19 protein-coding genes are annotated in these 22728 nt (G+C 60.0%); all 19 read left to right on the top strand.

The window, feature by feature from the left end:
- The 19 genes from nuoF (at nucleotide 1) to rpsB (ending at nucleotide 22713) form a co-directional block, all read left to right on the top strand.
- Nucleotides 1-1305 carry an NADH-quinone oxidoreductase subunit NuoF gene (gene nuoF, locus ACQ66M_RS00210; protein WP_430401245.1) on the top strand — a complete coding sequence of 435 codons (1305 nt, stop codon included), beginning with the start codon at nucleotides 1-3 and terminating at the stop codon, nucleotides 1303-1305.
- A 6-nt stretch (nucleotides 1306-1311) separates the two neighbouring features.
- Nucleotides 1312-3411, top strand: coding sequence for an NADH-quinone oxidoreductase subunit NuoG (nuoG, locus tag ACQ66M_RS00205; protein WP_430401243.1), 2100 nt, complete (start codon nucleotides 1312-1314; stop codon nucleotides 3409-3411).
- A gap of 9 nt (nucleotides 3412-3420) precedes the next feature.
- Nucleotides 3421-4512 (top strand): NADH-quinone oxidoreductase subunit NuoH, encoded by a 1092-nt coding sequence (gene nuoH, locus ACQ66M_RS00200; protein WP_350172510.1) that lies wholly within the window; start codon nucleotides 3421-3423, stop codon nucleotides 4510-4512.
- The gene (gene nuoI / locus ACQ66M_RS00195; protein WP_045695645.1) at nucleotides 4509-4994 is read left to right on the top strand and encodes an NADH-quinone oxidoreductase subunit NuoI; all 486 of its coding nucleotides are present in this window, start codon (nucleotides 4509-4511) and stop codon (nucleotides 4992-4994) included. Before nuoH ends, nuoI begins: the two co-directional genes overlap by 4 nt.
- A 134-nt stretch (nucleotides 4995-5128) precedes the next feature.
- Nucleotides 5129-5668, top strand: a complete 540-nt coding sequence (locus tag ACQ66M_RS00190) for an NADH-quinone oxidoreductase subunit J (RefSeq protein WP_430405102.1) — start codon at nucleotides 5129-5131, stop codon at nucleotides 5666-5668.
- Nucleotides 5669-5672: 4 nt separating this feature from the next.
- On the top strand, nucleotides 5673-5981 hold the full coding sequence (nuoK, locus tag ACQ66M_RS00185; RefSeq protein ID WP_350172506.1) for an NADH-quinone oxidoreductase subunit NuoK: 309 nt from the start codon (nucleotides 5673-5675) through the stop codon (nucleotides 5979-5981).
- A gap of 6 nt (nucleotides 5982-5987) precedes the next feature.
- Nucleotides 5988-8120: an NADH-quinone oxidoreductase subunit L gene (gene nuoL / locus ACQ66M_RS00180; RefSeq protein WP_430401241.1), complete on the top strand. Its 2133-nt coding sequence runs from the start codon at nucleotides 5988-5990 to the stop codon at nucleotides 8118-8120.
- A complete protein-coding gene (locus ACQ66M_RS00175) occupies nucleotides 8120-9619 on the top strand; it encodes an NADH-quinone oxidoreductase subunit M (protein WP_430401239.1) in 1500 nt (499 codons plus the stop codon). Before nuoL ends, ACQ66M_RS00175 begins: the two co-directional genes overlap by 1 nt.
- Nucleotides 9620-9625: 6 nt before the next feature.
- Nucleotides 9626-11053 carry an NADH-quinone oxidoreductase subunit NuoN gene (nuoN, locus tag ACQ66M_RS00170; RefSeq protein WP_350172500.1) on the top strand — a complete coding sequence of 476 codons (1428 nt, stop codon included), beginning with the start codon at nucleotides 9626-9628 and terminating at the stop codon, nucleotides 11051-11053.
- Complete coding sequence (locus tag ACQ66M_RS00165) at nucleotides 11050-11787, top strand: biotin--[acetyl-CoA-carboxylase] ligase (RefSeq protein ID WP_430401237.1); 738 nt, start codon at nucleotides 11050-11052, stop codon at nucleotides 11785-11787. Before nuoN ends, ACQ66M_RS00165 begins: the two co-directional genes overlap by 4 nt.
- A gap of 5 nt (nucleotides 11788-11792) precedes the next feature.
- The gene (locus ACQ66M_RS00160) at nucleotides 11793-12560 is read left to right on the top strand and encodes a type III pantothenate kinase (RefSeq protein WP_350172496.1); all 768 of its coding nucleotides are present in this window, start codon (nucleotides 11793-11795) and stop codon (nucleotides 12558-12560) included.
- A 6-nt stretch (nucleotides 12561-12566) separates the two neighbouring features.
- Entirely contained in the window at nucleotides 12567-14252 is a 1686-nt protein-coding gene (locus ACQ66M_RS00155) for a ribonuclease J (RefSeq protein ID WP_350172494.1), read from the top strand.
- Nucleotides 14253-14258: 6 nt separating this feature from the next.
- On the top strand, nucleotides 14259-14687 hold the full coding sequence (mce, locus tag ACQ66M_RS00150) for a methylmalonyl-CoA epimerase (RefSeq protein WP_350172492.1): 429 nt from the start codon (nucleotides 14259-14261) through the stop codon (nucleotides 14685-14687).
- Nucleotides 14687-14920 (top strand): DUF1467 family protein, encoded by a 234-nt coding sequence (locus tag ACQ66M_RS00145; RefSeq protein ID WP_350172490.1) that lies wholly within the window; start codon nucleotides 14687-14689, stop codon nucleotides 14918-14920. The genes mce and ACQ66M_RS00145 overlap by 1 nt, the downstream gene beginning before the upstream one ends.
- 49 nt (nucleotides 14921-14969) lie before the next feature.
- Entirely contained in the window at nucleotides 14970-16289 is a 1320-nt protein-coding gene (gene proS / locus ACQ66M_RS00140) for a proline--tRNA ligase (protein ID WP_350172488.1), read from the top strand.
- A complete protein-coding gene (locus ACQ66M_RS00135; protein WP_350172486.1) occupies nucleotides 16286-17578 on the top strand; it encodes an ABC transporter permease in 1293 nt (430 codons plus the stop codon). Before proS ends, ACQ66M_RS00135 begins: the two co-directional genes overlap by 4 nt.
- Nucleotides 17578-18267, top strand: coding sequence for an ABC transporter ATP-binding protein (locus tag ACQ66M_RS00130; protein ID WP_350172484.1), 690 nt, complete (start codon nucleotides 17578-17580; stop codon nucleotides 18265-18267). The genes ACQ66M_RS00135 and ACQ66M_RS00130 overlap by 1 nt, the downstream gene beginning before the upstream one ends.
- A 78-nt stretch (nucleotides 18268-18345) precedes the next feature.
- A complete protein-coding gene (gene dnaE / locus ACQ66M_RS00125) occupies nucleotides 18346-21768 on the top strand; it encodes a DNA polymerase III subunit alpha (protein ID WP_430401235.1) in 3423 nt (1140 codons plus the stop codon).
- Nucleotides 21769-21912: 144 nt separating this feature from the next.
- Nucleotides 21913-22713 carry a 30S ribosomal protein S2 gene (gene rpsB / locus ACQ66M_RS00120; RefSeq protein WP_350172480.1) on the top strand — a complete coding sequence of 267 codons (801 nt, stop codon included), beginning with the start codon at nucleotides 21913-21915 and terminating at the stop codon, nucleotides 22711-22713.
- The last annotated feature ends 15 nt before the right edge of the window (nucleotides 22714-22728 follow it).

The following is a 22728-nucleotide window of genomic DNA, read 5'->3' as shown; positions in this document are numbered from 1 at the left end:
ATGTTGCAGGACAAGGACCGGATCTTCACAAATCTGTACGGACTTCACTCACCGGGGCTGGACGCAGCCAGGCAGCGGGGTGCGTGGCACCTGACGCGCGAAATGCTTGCGCTCGGGCCTGACTGGATTTGCGATCAGATCAAGGCGAGCGGCCTGCGCGGGCGGGGTGGCGCCGGATTTCCAACGGGCCTGAAGTGGACCTTCATGCCCAAGGAAATCCGTGAACGCCCGCATTACCTCGTCGTGAACGCCGATGAATCAGAACCCGGCACCTGCAAGGACCGCGAGATCATGCGGCATGATCCGCACCTCCTCATCGAAGGCTGCATGGTGGCGAGCCGCGCGATGCGTGCCCACAAATGTTATGTCTACCTGCGCGGCGAATACATTGCTGAGCGCCACGCCATGGAAGCGGCGATCAAGGAAGCCTATGAGGCCAAGCTGATTGGCGATAACAATGTCAACGGATGGGATTTCGATATCTACGTCCACCACGGTGCCGGCGCCTATATCTGCGGGGAAGAAACGGCCTTGCTCGAAAGCCTTGAGGGCAAGAAGGGCCAGCCGCGCATGAAGCCGCCATTCCCGGCCAATGCTGGCCTGTATGGCTGCCCTACGACCGTGAACAATGTGGAATCCATCGCGGTCGCGCCGACAATCCTGCGCCGCGGCGCCGAATGGTTTGCCGGTTTCGGCCGCCCCAACAATGCGGGCACGAAACTGTTCTGCATTTCCGGCCACGTGAACAAGCCGTGTAATGTGGAAGAAGAAATGTCGATCACCTTCCGCGATCTGATCGACACACATTGCGGCGGCATTCGCGGCGGCTGGGACAATCTGAAGGCCGTCATCCCCGGTGGGTCGTCGGTGCCGATGGTGCCGGCCGAACAGATCATGGACGCCTATATGGACTTTGACACGCTGCGCGACCTGAAGTCGGGACTCGGCACGGCGGCCGTCATCGTCATGGACAAGGACACCGACCTGATCAAGGCGATCGCGCGGCTTGCCTACTTCTACAAGCACGAATCCTGCGGCCAGTGCACGCCGTGCCGCGAAGGTACCGGCTGGATGTGGCGTGTGATGGAACGCATGGTCAAAGGTGAAGCCGAGCATGACGAAATTGACACACTGCTCGACGTGACCAAACAGGTCGAAGGCCACACGATCTGCGCGCTCGGCGACGCCGCGGCCTGGCCGATCCAGGGGCTGATCCGCCATTTCCGGCCCGAAATTGAAGACCGCATTAACCAGTATCGCTTGCCCCGCGCCATGGTGCAGGGCGCTGTGATTGCGGCGGAGTAGGAAGACATGTCCGACACGTTCAAACTCAATATCGACGGCAAGGACATCGAGGTCCCGAAGCATTATACGCTGATGCAGGCCTGTGAGGAGGCGGGTGCCGAGATTCCGCGCTTCTGCTATCACGAGCGCCTGTCGGTGGCCGGCAATTGCCGCATGTGCCTTGTCGAGTGGGAAGGCGCGCCCAAGCCGATTGCCTCATGCGCGCAGACAGTGGGCGACATGCGCCCGAACCGGGATGGCTCAGCGCCAAACGTGCGCACCAAGGGTGACTATGTCCAGAAGGCCCGAAATGGCGTGATGGAATTTCTGCTGATCAATCACCCGCTCGATTGCCCGATCTGCGACCAGGGCGGCGAGTGCGACCTGCAGGACCAGGCTATGGCCTATGGCCGGGGCGGCAGCCGCTACGAAGAAAACAAGCGCGCCGTTGACGACAAGTATATGGGTCCGTTGGTCAAGACGATCATGACACGCTGTATCCAGTGCACGCGCTGCGTCCGCTTCGTGGCGGAGGTGGCTGGTGTGGAAGAGATCGGCATGATCTCCCGCGGCGAGAATGCAGAGATCACGACCTATCTCGAAAAATCACTGACGTCTGAACTGTCCGGCAACGTGATCGACCTCTGCCCGGTGGGGGCCCTGACCTCCAAGCCGTACGCATTCAATGCGCGCCCATGGGAGCTGCGCAAGACATCGTCCATCGACGTAATGGATGCCATGGGCGCCGCGATCCGCGTCGATGCCAAGGGCGATGGCGTGATGCGCATCCTGCCGGAGACCAACGAGGAAGTGAACGAGGAATGGATTTCCGACAAAACCCGGTTCGTATGGGACGGTCTGGCCCGCCAGCGCCTCGACCGGCCTTACGTTCGTGTGAACGGCAAGCTCGCTCCGGCAACATGGGGTGATGCGTTCGCCGCTGCCAAGACCGCGCTTTCAGTGCCAGCTGAAAAGATCGGCGTTGTCGCCGGAGACCTGATCGAAGTCGAGCAGGCGAAGGCCGCTCTCGACCTGTTCCGCGCTTTGGGCGTCCAGAATACCGACTGCCGTCCTGAAGGCGCCGCATACGGTACTGACGGCGTGCGTGAACGCTACATCCTCAACCCGACGCTGATGGGTGTGGAAGACGCAGATGCCCTGTTGCTGATCGGCACGAACCCGCGTGTTGAAGCCTCTGTCTGGAACGCGCGCATTCGCAAATCCTGGCTCTGGGGCGATCTCAAGGTTGGCATGGTCGGCCAGGCGGCTGATCTGACTTATGATTATGATCATCTCGGCGCCGGCGGCGATGCGCTGGCCAATGTTGCCGACAGCGATTTCTACAAGGTTCTGAAAGACGCCAAGCGTCCGATGATCGTGGTCGGGGAAGGTGCATTGTGCCGCGAAGATGGCCAGGCGATCCTGGCTGCGGCGCAGAGACTCGCTCTCGATGTAGGCGCTGTGGCAGACGGCTGGGCTGGATTTGGCGTTCTGCACAATGCTGCTGGGCGTGTCGGCGCGCTGGATGTGGGTTTCGTGCCCGGTGAGAACGGCAAACCAACATCGCAAATCCTTGGCGGCGGACTGGATACAATTGTCCTGCTCGGGGCAGACGAGGCCGATTTGTCCGGGCTTGGCGGCGCGACAGTCATCTATGTCGGGTCACATGGCGATGCAGGCGCTGCGCGCGCAGACATCATATTGCCTTGCGCCACCTATACCGAGATGGACGCGACCTATGTGAACACGGAAGGTCGGGTCCAGATGACCTCCCGCGCGGTACAGCCTAAGGGCGAAGCCCGCGAAGGGTGGGCGATTTTCCGCGCCCTGTCCGCAATTGTGGGGCAGGCGCTGCCTTATGACACGGCCGACGCCTTGCGGGCGAGCCTGCGTGGTGCTGATGGCGAGAGTACTGTGTTTTCCGGCCTGGGATTTGCGCCCGGGCTTCGCGGTGTCTCTGCGCTTCAGACCGTCAGCTCCGAAACCGGAGGGGCGATCAAGGCGGACGCATTCAAGGCCATTCTTGAGGATTTCTACCTGACAAATCCCATCGCCCGCGCATCCAGGACCATGGCGGAGTGTTCAGCGCTCAGCACGGCCCTAGACACTCCGGTAGCGGCGGAGTAGGGCGGCGGCATGAGCAATCTCATCGAGTCATTCGGCGATTTCACCGGCTTCTGGATGGTGCTTGGCCAGATTGGCCTGTTCACCCTCGTTCTGTTGCTGTCCATCGCATTCCTGCTGCTTCTGGATCGCAAGATCTGGGCTGGCGTGATGATGCGCAAGGGCCCGAACGTGGTTGGTCCGTTCGGTCTGCTTCAGTCCTTTGCAGATTTCGGGAAGTTCCTGCTCAAGGAAATTGTCATTCCGGCCGGGGCCAACAAGACAGTGTTCCTGATTGCCCCAATCCTGACCTGTACTTTGGCCTTCGTAGCCTGGGCCGCCATTCCGGTCGCGCCTGGAACCGTATCGGGTACAAGCTGGGTCGTGTCGAACCTCAATGTCGGCGTGCTTTACCTGTTCGCCATCAGTTCGCTCGGTGTCTACGGCATCATCATGGGCGGCTGGGCATCGAATTCCAAATACCCGTTTCTCGGCGCGTTGCGCTCTGCCGCGCAGATGGTGTCTTATGAGGTGTCGATCGGCTTCATCATCGTCACGGTCATCCTGCTGACGGGATCAATGAATCTCAGCGTGATTGTGGAGAATCAGTCAGGCGGTTTCTGGAACTGGCACGCATTCAGCCTCCAGTATTTCCCGATGATTTTTGTCATGTTCCCCATGTTCGTCATGTTTTTCATCTCGGCGCTGGCGGAAACCAATCGCCCACCCTTCGACTTGCCGGAAGCGGAATCCGAACTCGTTGCAGGCTATCAGGTCGAATACGGCTCAACGCCCTACCTGCTTTTCATGCTGGGCGAGTACCTGAACATTGTTCTGATGTGCGCCATGATGACCATCCTTTTCCTGGGCGGTTGGCATGGGCCATTTGCACTGGGTGATGCGGTCCAGGACTGGCCGCCATTGCTTTTGAGCCTGTCGGGGCTGTTCTGGTTCATGCTGAAGATCCTGTTCTTCTTCTTCATGTTTGCGATGGTGAAGGCCATCGTGCCCCGCTATCGCTATGACCAGCTGATGCGCCTCGGCTGGAAAATCTTTCTGCCCACGTCACTCGCAGCCGTTTTGATTGTCGCGGGTTATGTTGCCTATACCGGAGTACAGTCATGAGCATTGCGCAGACCATTCGCGGCGCGCTGCTGACCGATTTCATTGGCGCTTTCTGGTCGGCCCTGCGGGAAATGTTCCGCCGCAAGGCCACTGTGAACTATCCCTTCGAGAAGAACCCGCTGAGCCCGCGGTTTCGGGGCGAGCACGCGCTGCGGCGGTATGCCAGTGGTGAAGAGCGTTGCATTGCCTGCAAGCTGTGTGAAGCAGTTTGCCCGGCGCAGGCGATCACGATCGAGGCCGAGCCGCGCGCGGATGGTGCAAGGCGCACGACGCGTTATGACATTGACATGGTGAAATGCATCTATTGCGGCTTTTGCCAGGAAGCGTGTCCGGTAGATGCGATCGTCGAAGGGCCGAACTTCGAGTTCGCGACAGAGACGCGGGAAGAGCTGTTCTATGACAAGGACCGCTTGCTGGCGAATGGCGACCGCTGGGAACGCCTTATCGCGAAGAACCTGGAGCTGGATGCGCCTTATCGATAGGGCGCGCCCGTAAAGAGATTAAACCGGAACGCAGAGGTCAGGGGCCTCAATCGTTCCATCGGATAGGGGCTTAGAGGGCTTTGGCAGTTTACGCATTCTGGATACTGGCCGCGATCGTGGTCCTGTCTGCCATCATGGTGATTGCAGCGCGCAATCCCGTCCACTCAGTCCTGTTCCTGATCCTTGCCTTTTTCACGTCGGCAGGCTTGCTTGTCCTGATCGGGGCAGAGTTCCTGGCCATGCTTCTTGTCGTGGTCTATGTCGGAGCCGTGGCCGTGCTGTTCCTGTTTGTCGTCATGATGCTGGACGTCGACTTTGTGGAATTGAAACAGGGCTTTCTGAGTTATTTGCCGTTCGGACTGCTGGTGGGCGCCGTTTTCCTTGCCGAGATCGTGCTGGCATCCTTTGCGGGTCTTGAGAACCATGTCGGGGCGTTTGACGCTTCGCCGGGGGCCGAGACCAATGCCGAGGCCATCGGACAGGTCATGTACACCCAATACATGCTGCTGTTCCAACTCGCCGGTATCGTCCTGCTCGTCGCCATGATCGGTGCCATTGTCCTGACCTTGCGCCACAGGCCGGAAACCAAACGGCAGAGCATCGCCAAACAGACAGCGCGCCGTCGTTCCGACGCATTCGAATTGAAGGACCCGAGCTCCGGGCAGGGGATCTGACATCATGGACCTTGGACTTTCCCATTACCTCGCCGTGTCGGCGGCACTGTTCACGATTGGAGTCGTGGGCATCTTCGTGAACCGGAAGAACATCATCGTCATCCTGATGGCGATTGAATTGATCTTGCTATCCGTGAACCTGAACCTGATCGCGTTTTCCGTCTTCAACGGTGATATCGTCGGTCAGATCTTCGCCATGCTCGTCTTGACCGTAGCGGCCGCAGAAGCCGCTGTCGGCCTCGCCATTCTCGTCGTCTATTTCCGCAATCGCGGTGATATTGCGGTTGAGAATGTCGACCTGATGAAAGGTTAGAGGCTGATGTTGCCGGACATTTTCATACTCTTCATCGTGCTTGCGCCCGGCATCGTCGCCCTGACGGGGCTGGTGCACAAGCAGATCGGCGACGGACCCGTGATGGTCCTGACGACAGGAACCGTTCTCCTGGCCGGTGCGCTTTCGCTGTTCCAGTTGTTTGCTTACGCCGCGGGGATTGGCGGAGCTGAGACACATGGGGAAGAACTAGGCCACGCAGCTGAATCGGTTGCGGCCAATGGCGCGCATGTCATTACGCTGATGCCGTGGATCAATGTCGGAGACTTCCAGGCCAATTGGGCGATCCGGATCGACACGCTTTCCATTGTCATGATGGCCGTGATCACCGGCGTCTCGGGTCTCGTTCATCTCTATTCATGGGGGTACATGAGCGAGGATCCGCACCGGTCGCGTTTCTTCGCCTATCTCTCGTTTTTCACATTCGCGATGCTGTCGCTCGTTGTGGCAGACAATTTCCTCCAGCTGTTCTTCGGCTGGGAAGGCGTCGGCCTCGCATCGTATCTGCTGATCGGCTTCTGGTACACGAAGAAGGCGCCAAACGATGCCTCGATCAAGGCGTTCGTGACCAATCGCGTCGGTGATTTTGGTCTGGCGCTTGGCATCATGGCCGTGTTCCTGGTGTTCGGCTCAGTCGAGTTCGAGCCGGTTCTGTCCGCCATACGCGAGAATGCCATTGTTACGCCGCTGGCTTTTGGAGAAGCCGCGCCCGCACAGGAAGCGATCATCGAATTCCTTGGCCAGCGCGTCTATGCGCTGGAACTCATCGGCATCCTCCTTTTCATCGGTGCAATGGGCAAGTCAGCGCAGTTCTTCCTTCACGTCTGGTTGCCGGATGCCATGGAGGGCCCGACGCCCGTTTCGGCCCTGATCCATGCGGCCACTATGGTGACGGCAGGGGTCTACCTGGTCTGCCTGATGTCGCCTCTCTATGAGCACACGCTCTATGCGGCAGGCATGGTCACGATTATCGGTGCAGTCACTGCCTTGTATGCCGCCACGGTTGGCATGGCGCAGAACGACATCAAACGCGTAATCGCCTATTCGACCTGTTCGCAGCTAGGCTACATGTTCTTTGCTGCCGGCGTCGGCGCATATGAAGCAGCCATGTTCCACCTCTTCACGCACGCCTTCTTCAAGGCGCTGCTCTTCCTCGGTGCAGGCTCGGTTATTCACGGCATGCATCACGAGCAGGACATGCGACGCATGGGAGGCCTCGCGAAATACATGCCGCTGACCTATGCCGCGATGATGATTGGCACGATTGCCATTATCGGTCTTGGCATTCCGCACACGCTCATCGGCTTCTCGGGATTCTTCTCCAAGGATGCCGTTCTCGAAAGCGCGTTTGCTGCAGGTGAGCATCACGTGATGTTCGGCCAGGTTGCATTCTGGTTCGGAATTGTCGCCGCGCTGCTCACCAGCTTCTATTCCTGGCGCCTGATCTATATGACCTTCCACGGCCCGAGGGCTTCAGCCCAGGATCATGTCGACGATCACGGGCACGCTGCCTCTGACGACCATGCGCATGATCACGACACGCATGCGCATGAGCCGCATGAGAGCCCGGCGGCGATGCTGATTCCGCTCGGACTGCTCAGCCTGGGCGCCATGTTTGCCGGTTTCTATTTTTACGACTGGTTTATCGGACATGAGGAAAGCGCGTTCTGGGGCGGGTCGATCTATTCCGCAGCGGAAAACCACGTTCTGCATGATCGTCACAATGTGCCCGAATGGGTCCTCTGGGCGCCGCTCGCGGTCACGGTGGCGGGTTTCCTTATCGCAACCATGACCTATTTCTTCAATCGCGGGTTCGGGAAGCGCATCGCCGACAGTGGCGGGCCACTTCACTCACTGTTCTCGAACAAATGGTATTTCGACGAACTCTACAATGCGACCCTCATCAAGGGCTCGGCATTGCTGGGAGACATGTTCTGGAAAGCCGACAAGAAAATCATTGATGGCGTGGGGCCTGACGGCGTCACGTCGGTGACCCGCTGGAGTGCGCGGCGCCTGTCTGCCATGCACACGGGCTACCTGTATCATTATGCGTTCGTGATCATTGGTGCTGCGCTGGTCTTCGGCGCCATCATGTGGCTGCGGGCCGGAGGAGTAAACTGATGGGCGGGTTTCCCATTCTTTCGGCAGTTGTCCTGCTGCCGCTGATCGGCGCGCTCATCATCATGGGTGTGCGGACCGCCACGGCGGGCAGCTTCAGCAAGGAAGAGGCCGGCAAGGACAGCCGCGCGGCCTTGCTTGCAGGCCTGATCATTTCCTGTGCGACATTCGTGGCATCCGTCGCCGCGTTCCTGACGTTTGATGCAACGGCGACGGGTTACCAGCTGGTTGAGCAGTATGCCTGGTACGGCGCGATCACGTACAAGCTCGGTGTGGACGGCCTGTCGATGCCTCTCATCCTGCTGACGACCTTCCTCACGCCGATCTGTCTGCTGGCGAGCTGGAACTCGATTCACACGCGGGTGACCGAGTACGTCGTTGCGTTTCTCGTGCTGGAAACGTTCATGCTCGGCGTGTTCGCTGCGCTCGACATCGTTCTTTTCTATCTCTTCTTCGAAGCAGGCCTGATCCCGATGTTCCTCATTATCGGCATCTGGGGCGGCAAGGAAAAGATCTACGCAGCTTTCAAATTCTTCCTCTATACGCTTCTGGGTTCGCTTCTGATGCTGGTCGCGGTCGTCTACATGTTCCAGGCTGCGGGTTCTTCGGACATTGAAATCCTCGAGAAGTATGCCTTCTCGCCTGAAATCCAGATATGGCTATGGCTGGCATTCGCGGCGTCCTTTGCCGTGAAACTGCCCATGTGGCCGGTGCACACCTGGTTACCTGACGCGCACGTTCAGGCACCGACAGCCGGCTCGGTCATCCTTGCCGGCGTATTGCTGAAAATGGGCGGCTATGGGTTCCTGCGATTCTCGCTGCCCATGTTTCCGGACGCAAGCCAGCTGTTCCAGCCAGCAATGTTTGTGCTCGCCGTGATCGCCATCGTCTACACGTCCCTGGTGGCATGGCGCCAGACGGACATGAAGAAGCTCATCGCGTATTCGTCTGTTGCGCATATGGGCTTCGTGACGCTAGGCATCTTTTCGTTCAACGAAACGGGCGTGCAAGGCGCGATCTTCCAGATGTTGAGCCACGGTCTGATCTCGGGCGCGCTATTCCTCATTGTCGGGGTCGTCTACGACCGGATGCATACGCGCGAAATCTCAGCCTATGGCGGGCTGGTAAACCGTATGCCCGTCTATGCGACGCTGTTCATGCTGTTCACCATGGCGAATGTCGGTTTACCGGGCACAAGCGGATTTGTCGGCGAGATCCTGACTATGGTCGGCGGTTTCCAGGCTTCGACCTGGGCGGCTGCAGGCGCGGCACTTGGCGTGATTTTCTCGGCAGTCTATATGCTGACCCTGTACCGCCGGACTGTTTTTGGTGAAGTCACGAACCCCAAGCTCAACGACATCCGCGACATGAATCTCATCGAACTGGTCTGCATCGTGCCGCTGGCATTGCTCACCATTCTGTTTGGTATCGCGCCGAACCTGATTTTTCACATTACTGAAGGGGCGACCAATCGTGTCCTGTCCCTGATGGTCGGAGGCTGACGGCCCATGCTCGACTATACTGCCATGATCCTAGCGATCGGTCCGGAGCTTTGGCTGGCAGCCGCTGGCCTTGTCGGCGTGTTGCTCGGCGCGCTGTTGAAAGACCGGTTCAATGGTCTCTCGTTCAAGTTTGGCGCGCTCGTGTTGTTCGTGGCTGCGGCGCTTTCCCTGCTCTTCTATCAGGGGGGTGAGGCCTTTGGCGGTCTCGTGCAAACCAACACGTTCGTGAACTTTGCCAAATTTGTGAGCTTCACTGTGGGTGGTTTTGCCCTGGTCATGTCTGAAGGGTTCCTGAGACGGCATGACACGATCCGGTATGAGTATGTTCTGCTGACAATTTTTGCCAGCCTGGGCATGGGCATCATCCTGTCCGCCGCGGACCTGATGACCCTCTATATGGGCATCGAGACGCTCAGCCTGTCGTCTTACGTTCTGGCAGCGTTTCACCGTGACTCAGCGCGGTCGTCTGAAGCGGGGCTGAAATATTTTGTCCTCGGCGCGCTGGCGTCAGGCATGCTTCTGTACGGCGCATCGCTCGTTTACGGCTTTGCAGGCACGACCAATTATGCGGGCATTTCCAGCGCGGCCCCTTCGATTGGCCTGATGTTCGGCATGGTCCTGATGATTGTGGGACTGGCGTTCAAGGTGTCAGCGGCTCCGATGCACGTCTGGACGCCGGACGTCTATGAAGGCGCTCCGACCCCTGTGGGTGCTTTCTTCGCCTCGGCGCCTAAAATGGCATCCATGGTCGTGTTTGCGAACGTGATGTTTACGGCGTTCGGAAGCGTCATGGACGATTGGCAATTGATCATCGCGATCATTGCCGGCCTATCGATGCTGATCGGATCGTTCGGCGCTCTGACGCAGACCAACATCAAGCGCCTGCTCGGATACTCATCCATCGCCAATGTCGGCTATGCACTCGTTGCTGTCGCGGCCGGAGAGGCGAGCGGGGCAGGGGCCTTGCTGATCTTCATGACGCTTTACGTGATTTCATCACTCGGGCTCTTTGCCGGCGTTCTGGCGATGCGCCGTCGCGGCGGGATGGTTGAAAGCATTGATGAACTTGGCGGACTGATGAGCACCCGCCCATGGCTCGCGATCGCCTTGTCGATCCTGATCTTCTCAATCGCTGGCTTGCCGCCCTTTGGCGGGTTTTTCGGCAAATGGGAAGTGTTCAATGCGGGCATCAATGCGGGCCTGCTGCCTCTGGCGATCATCCTTGTCATCGCGTCGGTCGTGTCGCTTGGCTATTATCTGCGGATCGTGAAGATCATGTGGTTTGATGAGCCGAAAGAGCGTTTCGAACCGATAGATGGATCGGTCACGCTCACGGTGCTGATTTCCGCCTTTGTTGCTGGCATCCTGTTCCTCGTCTTCATCAGCCAGCTGGCTGACTGGGCCAATGGAGCTGCGTTGGGGCTGGCCTCTTGAGTCTGGCCTGGCCCGTCTACCAACTCGGAGCGACGGACAGCACGAACAGTGAAGCCAAGCGGCGCGTCTCGGCAGGCCGGTTCGCCGATAGCTGGCTGGTCGCCGAGTCACAGTCGGCCGGGCGGGGCCGATTGCAGAAGAACTGGATATCTCCGGCTGGAAACCTGTTTTCGACAGCCCTGTTCCGGGAGCCCGGCGGATTGGTGGTCGCGTCCCGGATGCCGTTTGCATCGGCGCTTGCCGTCAACGACGTGGCATTGCTGTTCGCGCCAGAGGCCGATGTGCGCTTGAAATGGCCGAACGATGTGCGCATCAATCGCGCCAAACTCTCGGGCATCCTTATCGAGACCGGTGGATCGGGGGCAGACACCTGGGTCGCGGCTGGTATCGGCATCAACGTCTTGCATGTGCCGGATGGTGCGGGTCAGCCTGCGACAAGCATTGCAACGCTGCGAAAGGATTCGGCTGTCACGGCAGATATGGCGCTGGAAGCCTTGCGCAAGGCGTTTGCCGAGCGGCTGCTTCAGGCCCGACAAGGCTTTGACGGATTGCGAAAAGACTGGCTGGACCGCGCTGAGGGCCTGGGCGGGACTGTTCGCGTCACCACGTCCGGCGCACCGGTTGAGGGTGTATTCGAGGATATGGACATGTCTGGCGGCCTTGTCCTCAGATTGCCCGATGGCTCACGGCAGACCATAAGGGCCGGAGATGTTGATCTGATAGGGAGAGCTTGAGGGCCATGCTGCTTGCGATAGACGTCGGTAACACAAATACCCTGTTTGCTGTTCATGACGGTACAGACTGGGTGGTGCAGTGGCGCAGCGCCACGGAAGCGCGCAAGACGGCTGATGACCACGCAGCCTGGTTGTGGCGGCTGGCCGATATGCACGGTATGGACCTCGGCCAGATTAACGGCTGCGTGATTTCCACCGTGGTGCCGCAGGCCGTGTTCAACTTTCGCAACCTCGCGCGGCGTTATCTCAATGTCGAGCCAATGTTCATTGGTGACGCGAAGCTGAAGACGGGCGTTGAAATTCGCATTCACCGGCCTGAACAGGTCGGCGCGGACCGTATTGTCAGCGCGCTGGGCGCGCATGTTTCCTATCCCGGCAACCTGATCGTCATTGATAGCGGCACAGCCACGACATTCGACATCGTAGCGGCGGATGGCGGCTTTGAGGGCGGTATCATCTCGCCCGGAATCAACCTTTCGGTCAGCGCGCTGCATGATGCGGCGGCCCAGTTGCCGCGTATCGCGATCCAGCGGCCGAGCCAGGTTATTGGCCAGGACACGATCAGCGCCATGCAGTCGGGTGTGTTCTGGGGCTATATTGACCTGATTGACGGGCTGGTGCGCAGGATCAAGGCCGAGTATGGAAAGCCCATGAAAGTGGTCGCCACCGGCGGTGTTGCCTCCCTGTTCGAGGGTGCCAGCGAAACCATTGACCACTATGACCCGGATATTCTCATCGCGGGCCTTCTCGAAATCTACAAACGTAACAAATAGGACCTTATGGCCGATTCAGCACACCTTACCGACGAACTCGTTTTCCTGCCACTCGGGGGTTGCGAGGAAATCGGCATGAACCTGAATGCCTACGGGTATGGGCCGCCCCATGCGCGCAGATGGATTCTGGTTGATGTCGGCGTGACTTTCGGCGGGCTCGATACGCCGGGGATCGACCTGATTTGTGCCGATCCCGAATATCTCGTGGGCGAGCACATTGACGCGATCTTCCTGACCCATGCCCACGAAGACCATATCGGCGCCGTCGGACTGCTCTATCCGCGTCTCAAGACCAAGGCCCCGATCTATGCGACGCCCTTTACGACTGAACTGGTGCGCTCGAAAATGCTTGAACGGGGTGTCGACCCACGTTGGCTGAAGCCGGTCGCACTGGGCGGCAAGGTTCAGGCGGGACCGTTCTCGGTGACCTATGTCACGCTGACCCATTCCATTCCCGAGCCCAACGCCCTCGCCATCGAGACGCCAGCCGGCATCATTCTTCATACGGGTGACTGGAAGATCGACCCTGAGCCGCAAATTGGCGGGCCGACAGACATCAAGGGTCTCACCGCGCTGGGCGACCGGGGCGTGCTCGCCATGGTGTGCGACTCCACGAACGTCTTCGAAGAAGGTGAGGCGGGATCGGAAGAGAGCGTCAAACAGGGCCTGATCGACCTGATCGGCGAGCAGAAGCAGGCCGTCGCAGTCACAACCTTCGCATCCAATGTCGCGCGCGTTAAGTCGATCATTGAGGCCGCCGAGCATGCAGGGCGCAGCGTTTGCCTTGTCGGGCGCAGCATGCATCGCATCACGGATGCGGCGAAGTCGGTGGGCATCCTGTCGCGCAATATCGAATTCGTGGACGAATCTGACGCCAAGGACCTGCCGGCCGAAAACATCCTGTATCTTTGCACCGGCAGTCAGGGTGAGTCCCGTGCGGCCCTGGCGCGGATTGCCCGGCACGACCATCGCAACGTCTCGCTGGGAGAAGGCGACTGCGTGATTTTCTCGTCGCGGATCATTCCCGGCAATGAGCGCGAAATCTTCGCCATGCAGAACGCGTTAGCCGACCAGGGTGTCCGGGTGATTACGCCGCGCATGATCAAGGCCCCGATACACGTTTCAGGTCACCCTTGCCGAGGCGAATTGCAGCGCATGTACCAATGGGTGCGCCCGAAGATTGCCGTGCCCGTGCACGGCGAGCGCCGACACATCATGGAGCACGCCGCCTACGCCAAGACATTGCAGGTGCCGCAAACGATTGCCCCGCGCAATGGCAGCCTTGTGCGCCTGGCGCCGGGCGATGCCGAGATCATTGACCTCGTCCCGGCAGGCCGGCTTCTGCTCGATGGCAAATTTCTGGTTCCGGAAGGCGCGCAGGGCCTGAACGAACGACGCAAGCTGTCGGAGAATGGTGTCGTGCTCGCCAGTGTCGTCATCGACGAGGCGGGCGATGTGATTGATGGCCCGGTCGTGGTGGTGCGCGGCTTTTCGGAAGCCGACGGCAGGCTGGCTGATGAAAGCCTTGATGAGCTGGACGAAGCGGCAGACGCAGCTGTGACAAAGATGAAGCGCAAGAACCGCCTGGATGATGAAATGGTTGAACGCGAAGTCGGCCGCGCCTTGCGCAAGGCCTGTGAGGCGACATTTGGGCGCCGCCCCATGATAGACGTGACGGTATTGAGGAGTTGACCTGAGATGAGCGAATTCAAACTTGGCCCGCTGAACCATGTCGGCATCGCCGTTCCGGATATTGAAGAGGCGTGCGACACCTATCGCAACCTTTACAATGCCACGGATATCACGACCCCGTTCGACATGCCCGAGCAGGGCGTGAAGGTCTGCTTCGTGAACCTGCCAAATGCGCAGATCGAACTGATCGAGCCGCTGAACGCCGAATCGCCAATTGCCAATTTCATCGCGAAGAACCCGAAAGGTGGCCAGCATCACGTCTGTTTCGAGGTTGATGACATCGATCAGGCTGTCGACGAGATGGGCAGGCGCGGAGCGACGGTCCTGGGCAAGCCACGCATCGGGGCGCATGGCACGATGATCATTTTCGTCCACCCCAAGAATTCCAATGGTGTCCTGATCGAACTCATGGAAACACCCAAGGGCGCCCACTGATGACAATCGGCGGCACAATTGTCGTATTCGTCATGGTCTGGTGGGTCAGCTTCTTTGCGGTGCTGCCAATCGGTGTGCGCGGCCAGTTCGAGGACGGCGAGCCGACACCCGGCACGGAAGAAGGCGCCCCCTCCCATCCGATGCTGCTCAAGAAAGCGGTTTGGGCGACGATTGGTGCCGTCATACTGACCGCAATTGCCGCATGGGTTGTGCCGCTACTCCTTGCGAACTAGGGGCGGCTGCGGCTAGTTGGGCGCCAGTATCAGCGATAGCGGGGAATCCATGCGTCTTTCCAGATTTTTTCTGCCGGTAACCAAGGACGCACCGGCAGATGCGGCCATTGCTTCGCACAAGCTGATGCTGCGCACCGGCATGATCCGCCAGAATGGTGCGGGCATTTATTCCTGGCTGCCGATGGGCTTTATCGTGCTGAAGAAGATCGAGCAGATCGTGCGCGAGGAAATGAACCGCGCCGGCGCGATCGAGATGCTGATGCCAACCCTGCAGCAGGCCGACTTATGGCGCGAGTCCGGCCGGTATGATGACTATGGCAAGGAAATGCTGCGCATCACGGACCGGCATGATCGTGACATGCTGTACGGCCCAACCAATGAGGAGCTGATCACCGATGTGTTCCGCACCTATGTCAAAAGTTACAAGCAGCTGCCGCTGAACCTGTATCACCAGCAGTGGAAGTTCCGCGATGAAGTGCGTCCGCGTTTCGGCGTGATGCGCGGCCGCGAATTCCTGATGAAGGATGCCTATTCCTTCGACCTTACGGACGAGGATGCGCGCGTTTCCTATCGCAAGATGTTCTGTGCCTACCTCAATGCGTTCGACCGGATGGGTCTGACCGCCATTCCCATGCAGGCCGACACCGGCCCGATTGGCGGTGACATGAGCCACGAATTCATCATCCTCGCCGATACGGGCGAAAGCGCAGTCTTCTGCGACAGGATGCTGCTGGACCTGCCTGCGCCAGGACTGGATATCGATTTCGAGGCTGACCTGAACGCCGAGGTCGAAAAACGCACGCAATACTATGCGGCGACTGAAGAAATGCATGACGAGGCCGCATTCGCCGCCATTCCGGCCGAGCGGCAAGTCTCGGCACGCGGTATTGAAGTTGGCCATATTTTCAACTTCGGAACCAAGTATTCGGTGCCGATGAATGCGGTGGTCCAGTCAGCTGATGGCCAGATGGTGCCTGTCCAGATGGGCAGCTATGGCATTGGCGTGTCCCGTCTTGTCGGTGGCATCATTGAGGCCTGTCATGACGAGAGCGGCATCGTCTGGCCGGAATCCGTGGCGCCGTGGCATGTCGGGCTGATCAATATGCGGGTGGGCGATGACGCCTGCGACGCGGCCTGCGCTGATGCCTATGCGGCGCTGACTGAGGCCGGAATCGACGTGCTGTACGACGATACTGATGAGCGCGCCGGCGGCAAGTTTGCCCGCATGGACCTGATCGGCCTGCCATGGCAAATCGTGATCGGGCCGCGCGGGGTCGAGAATGGCGTTGTCGAGGTCAAGAACCGCAAGACGGGCGAAAAGACCGAAATGCCATTCGCTGATGCGCTAACGAAAGTGACACCCAAATGAGGGAACTCGGGCATGTCGCCGCGCCGTTCGGCAAGCTGGAGCGGACGCTGGCCTGGCGCTACCTGCGCGCCAAGCGCGAGCATGGCGGCGCATCGCTCATTTCGATCATTTCCTTTGTCGGCATTTTCTTCGCCGTGGCGGCCCTGATCATCACCATGTCAGTGATGAGCGGGTTCCGGGCGACCTTGCTGGACGCGCTGCTGGGCGGGCAACCGCATGTCTACGGTGTCGTCAGCAGTTATACAGAAGATGAAGCCAATGCGCTGGCCGATACGATCCGCACCGTGAACGGAGTGTCGAGCGTGACGCCCTACATCGAGGAATACGTCCTGATCACCGCGAACGGCCGTAAGACCGGCGCTGCCGTTCGTGCCATCCGCACGGAAGATCTTGCGACGCTGCCCTTCCTGAAGGATGGCGGGCAGTCGGCGATTGCGGCTGGGTTTGGCGAAGGCAGGAATGGCGGCAATGTCGTCATGCTCGGCGCCTTCCTGGCGGCCGGCCGGGAGGGGCTGGGCGTTCGACCGGGTGACAAGGTGGAGATCGTCACCTCGCAGCAGACGGCGGGACCGATGGGGGGGACGCCGCGAAGCAAGTCCTACACTGTCGGGGATATTTTCAAGACGGGCAGTGTCGAGCTGGACAGTCTGTACGTCTTCATGCCGATGGAGCAGGCACAGATCCTGTTCCAGTCCAAGGGGCATTACAGCATGCTGGACATCCGCCTGAAGGACCCAGAGAAAACGCACGAAGCGATGACCGCGATTGCTGCCGCTACAGGCAATGCGCTCTACACATTCGACTGGAAAAGTCAGCGGCAAAGCTATCTCAACGCGTTGCAGGTGGAGCGGACCATGGTGCGCCTGCTGGTCATGGTGATCATGGCGATTGCGACCCTGAACATCATTGTCGGCGTCGTGATGCTGGTGAAGAACAAGTCGCGGGATATTGCGATCCTGCGCACGATCGGGCTGGGGCGAAACGGTGTGCTCCGGGTATTCCTGCTGGTCGGGACGGTGCTTGGAACGCTGGGAGCCTTGCTGGGCGTGCTGGTTGGCGTGCTGGTCGTGATGAACATCGACACGGTCGAAGCTTTCATCAACCTGTTCGTGCAGGGCGAAGTGTTCGACGCCGAGACCTATGGCCTTGAAGGCCTTCCGGCGATCCTCGACTGGAAGGAAGTGATCCAGACCGGACTTTATGCCCTGTTCATGTCGATGGGCGTGTCGCTCATTCCGGCCTGGTGGGCCTCCCGCCAGGATCCGGTCAGCGCCTTGAGGTTTGAATAATGAGCGGCCCTGTTCTCGAACTGATTGGCATCAACCGGACCTACCGTACCGCTGCCGGCGAACTGCCCGTGCTCAAGGGGACGGACCTGCGTCTCAATGCCGGTGAGCTGGTGGGGCTTGTGGGGCCTTCAGGGTCCGGCAAGTCAACCCTGCTGCATACGGCCGGCCTGCTGGAGCGGCCGGAGGCGGGCAAGGTGATGCTTGACGGCATTGATTGCCTGTCGCTGGACGACAAGGGCCGCACCGCCATCCGCCGCGCGAAGATCGGCTTTGTCTACCAGTTCCACCATTTGCTGCCGGAGTTCAACGCAGAGGACAATATCGCCATGCCGCTGATGATAGCTGGCGTGAAAAAGAAGGCAGCCCGGGCCAAAGCGACCGAACTGCTCGACGTTATGGGACTGGCTGACAGGGGACACCACCAGCCGGGCCAGATGTCGGGCGGCGAACAGCAGCGTGTGGCGATCGCGCGGGCACTGGCGAATGATCCACGCCTGGTCATCGCAGATGAGCCAACCGGAAACCTCGACCCGGTGACCACCGAACGCGTTTTTGCGACGCTCATCAAGATGGTGCGCAATGAAGGCGCGGCGGTGCTTGTGGCGACCCACAATTTCTCCCTGACGCAGCACATGGACCGTGTCCTGACCCTGAAAGACGGCCAACTGGTCGATTACACAGCGGAATAAGCTGTGGAAGGCCGCAACTGACGGGTGGTCTGGCACCAGCCGGGGCGGCAGGGTATTCTCCCCGCAGGAGAACGAGCATTGTCTGAGTCGCCATTCATCCATCTGGCCGTGCGGTCGAGCTATTCGCTGCTGGAAAGCATGATCACGCCCAAGGGCCTAAAGGGCTGGCTGCTGGAACATGGCATGCCCGCCGTGGCAGTGACGGACCGGAACAATTTGTTCGGCGCGCTCGAAGTCTCGCTCACCATGGCCGAGGCGGGAATCCAGCCGATCATGGCCTGCTGCTTCGATGTCACCGATGGCGCCCATCGCAGCGAACCGACCCGCCTGACACTCTACGCGCAGGACGAAACAGGTTACCAGCGGCTGATGCTGTTGTCGTCGCGGGCCTATCTCGACGCCGATGACGGCGTGCCCAAGCTGCATCGCGACCTGCTTCTGGACAAGACCGATGGCCTGATCCTGTTGACTGGCGGCGCCGAAGGGGAGGTCGCGCGCCACCTGCTCAAAGGCCGTGTCGCTGATGCGCGCACCGAATTGTCGACACTGGCCAGCGCCTATCCGGGGCGATGCTATGTGGAGATAACGCGCCATGGAACGTCGGACGAGACCGCCACTGAGGCTGGTCTGATTGATCTGGCTTACGAACTCGATTTGCCGCTCGTGGCGACGCATGATGCCCGGTTCATGAAGCCCTCCGACGCAACGGCGCATGACGCGCTGATGTGTATCGCAAACGGGGAATACCTTGGCCAGGAAGACCGCAGGCGGGTCAGTCCGTCTCAATACCTGAAAACGCAGGCGGAAATGGCGGAACTGTTCGCAGACCTGCCAGAAGCCCTTGCCAATACGTCGGAAATCGCCCGGCGCTGTTCGGTCCGGTCGGTGACGCGTGATCCGATCCTGCCCTCTTTCAGTAGTGAAGGGCGGTCCGAGATCGAGGAGTTGCGGCTGCAGGCCACCGAAGGCCTGACAGGCCGCCTCACGGCTGCCAGCAAGCTTTATGCGGAGCGCGAGACCTATTTTGAACGGCTCGACTATGAACTCGGCGTGATCGAGCGCATGGGGTTTCCCGGCTACTTCCTGATCGTGTCGGACTTCATCAAGTGGGCGAAAGAGCAGGATATTCCTGTTGGCCCGGGGCGGGGCTCCGGCGCTGGCTCGCTTGTGGCATGGTCATTGCTGATTACGGACCTGGACCCGCTGCGCTTTGACCTTCTGTTCGAACGCTTCCTGAACCCGGAACGCGTGTCGATGCCAGACTTCGATATCGACTTCTGCCAGGAGCGCCGCGGCGAGGTGATCCGCTATGTCCGCGACAAGTACGGCGCCGACAGCGTTGCCATGATCATCACGTTCGGTACGCTGCAGGCCAAGGCTGTGGTGCGCGACGTCGGCCGTGTCATGCAGATGCCGTATTTCCAGGTCGACCGGCTGGCGAAATTGATCCCGTTCAACCCTGCCAAGCCGCCCAAATTGCAGGAAGCCATCGACGACGAACCGAAGTTCGACGAGGAAATCGAGGCAGACCCCCGTGTTGGCGAACTGATCAAGATCGCGCTGGCGCTGGAAGGCCTCTACCGGAATGCGGGCACGCATGCTGCTGGCGTGGTGATTGGCGATCGCCCGCTGGTCGAGATTGCGCCGCTCTACAATGATCCGCGCGCCGACCTGCCGGCCTCCCAGTTCAACATGAAATACGCCGAGATGGCGGGCCTCGTGAAGTTTGACTTCCTCGGTCTCAAGACCCTGACGGTCATCGACCGCGCCCTGAAGCTTATTCGGCGCAGCGGACGCGACGTCGGGCCCGAATGGGAAGGGCTGGACGACAAGGCGACCTATGACCTGATGGCAAGCGGCGACACGCTCGGCGTGTTCCAGCTGGAAGGCGCCGGCATGCGGGACACGCTGCGCAAGGTTCGTCCGAACAATATCGAGGACGTGATCGCCATCATCTCGCTCTACCGGCCGGGGCCGATGGAGAACATTCCAGTCTACGTGCAGGGCAAGGAGAATCCGGGCGGCGTGCAATATGCGCACCCTGACCTGAAGCCCGTCCTGGAGGCCACCTATGGCGTGCCTGTCTACCAGGAGCAGGTCATGCGGATGGCGCAGGAGATCGCGGGCTATTCGCTGGGCGAGGCCGACTTGTTGCGCCGGGCGATGGGTAAGAAAAAGCTTGAAGAGATGATCGCCCAGCGCAAGCGTTTCGTTGAAGGGGCGGCCGCGACCAAGCAGATGGACGAGCCGCTCGCCAACGAGATCTTCGATACGATGGAGAAGTTCGCAGGCTATGGTTTCAACAAGTCCCACGCGGCTGCCTACGCGCTGATCGGTTACCAGACGGGTTACCTGAAATGCCACTTCCCGGTGGAGTTCCTTGCCGCGTCGATGAGCCTTGATCTCGGCAATACTGACAAGCTGGCCGCCTTCTTCCAGGAGGCGCGGCGGCTCAGGATTCCGGTTCTGGCGCCTGATGTGAACATATCCACAGCCGATTTCGATGTGCGTGACGGCGCGGTTGTATATGCGCTGGGGGCGCTGAAGGGGGTCGGGCTGGAGGCGATGCGCCATGTCGTGGCGCTGCGCGAGCGCGACGGACAGTTTTCAGACCTCTACGATTTTGCCGAGCGCGTCGATCCGCGCCAGATCAACAAGAAGGCCTTCGAATCGCTGGCCAAGTCAGGCGCGCTGGATGGCCTGGATGCCAACCGCGCGAAAGTGCTGGCAGCGGCGCCAATGCTCGCGCAGATGGCGAACAAGTCAGCTGAGGACCGGCAGGGCGGGCAGGGCGGCCTGTTCGGGGAGGCCGAGCCGGCGCTGCGGCCGGCGTTGCCGACGTGCAAGGTCTGGAACGGGCAGCAGAAGCTGGACGAGGAATTCAAGTCGATTGGCTTCTACTTCTCGGGTCATCCGCTCGACGACGTGCTGGAGGGCATTGACCGGGAGCGGGTGACGCTCGCAATCGAGATCGAGGAACGCGCCAGCGACGGCAAGCCGCTGGAGCTGATCGGCGTGGTGCGGATGCGCAACGAGAAACCCGCGCGCAATGGCGGCAAGTTCGCCTTCCTCACGCTGTCAGACCCGACTGGCGAGGTCGAGATGATGGTGTTCCCGGAAACACTGCAGCAGAGCTATGACCTGCTGCAGGTGGGCAATGCCGTGGCCATTACTGTCGGGGTCAAGCGCACGGGCGACGAGATCAAGCTGAACGCGGAGCGGATCGTGCAGCTGGAATCGGCCCGCCTTTCCAAATCAATGGGGGCGCTCAAGGTGCGCCTGGCGGTCGGGGCCAACACAGATGATATCGCAGGCATTGTCAGCCATCTGGGGCGCCTGCAGGACCATGAGCGCGGCGCGATCCTGATCGAAATGCCACTCGAGGATGGCCGAACCGTGATCCTGCGTCTGGCCGACAATTACACGATCGGGCTGAAGGCCCAGAGGGCGCTGAAGGATGCGCCCGGCGTGGAGCGGGTTGAACCGATGAAAGCCGCCTGACAAAAGGCGATCCCGGCAGCTTGCCGACCCGGCGGAATTCTGTATAAGCCGCCTTTCCTGAAACCATTTCGCGGGTGCATCCGGTGCGGAAAGCCTTTTGGCCCAACGTTCCACCTGCGAAGGCTAACCGGATGGAGAAAAAAGATGGCACTACCTGACTTCACAATGCGTGAGCTGCTTGAGGCTGGCGTACACTTCGGTCACCAGACCCACCGCTGGAATCCCCGCATGAAGCCGTACATCTACGGCGAGCGTTCCGGCATCCACATCATGGACCTGTCCCAGACCGTCCCGGCCCTGCACCAGGCGCTCGTTTTCGTGCGCGACTCGGTTGCCAAGGGTGGCCGCGTCCTGTTCGTCGGCACCAAGCGCCAGGCGTCTGATCCTGTTGCAGAAGCTGCACAGCGCTGCGCACAATATTACATGAACCACCGCTGGCTCGGCGGCACGCTGACCAACTGGACGACGGTGTCCAAGTCGATCAAGCAGCTGAAAGAGCTGAACGCGATGTTTGAATCGGGTGGCGGCGAAGGCCTCACCAAGAAAGAACTGCTCGACCTGCAGCGCCGCCGCGACAAGCTGCAGCGCGCACTGGGCGGTATCGCTGACATGGGCGGCCTGCCGGCTGCAATGATCGTCATCGACACGAACAAGGAAGCCATCGCTGTCATGGAAGCCCGGAAGCTGGGCATTCCCGTCATTGCGGTGCTTGATACGAATTGTGATCCGGCCGACGCCGATTACGGTTTTGCCGGTAACGATGATGCGGCGCGCGCGATTTCGCTCTACTGCAACCTGTTCGCTGATGCGGTCCTCGATGGCCTTGCAGAATCGACTGCGGGGCTTGGCGTGGATCTCGGTGAGCTCGAAGATCTCGAAGGCATGGTTGAGGCGGATGTCGCTGCAGCCGATGGCGCAACCAAGGAAGATGCAACGGGCGCCTGATCGCCCCGGTATTGA

The organism is Hyphomonas sp., from assembly GCF_965284475.1.
In the GTDB taxonomy this organism is placed as follows: Bacteria; Pseudomonadota; Alphaproteobacteria; order Caulobacterales; family Hyphomonadaceae; genus Hyphomonas.
This window is presented reverse-complemented; position numbering and strand designations above follow the sequence as displayed.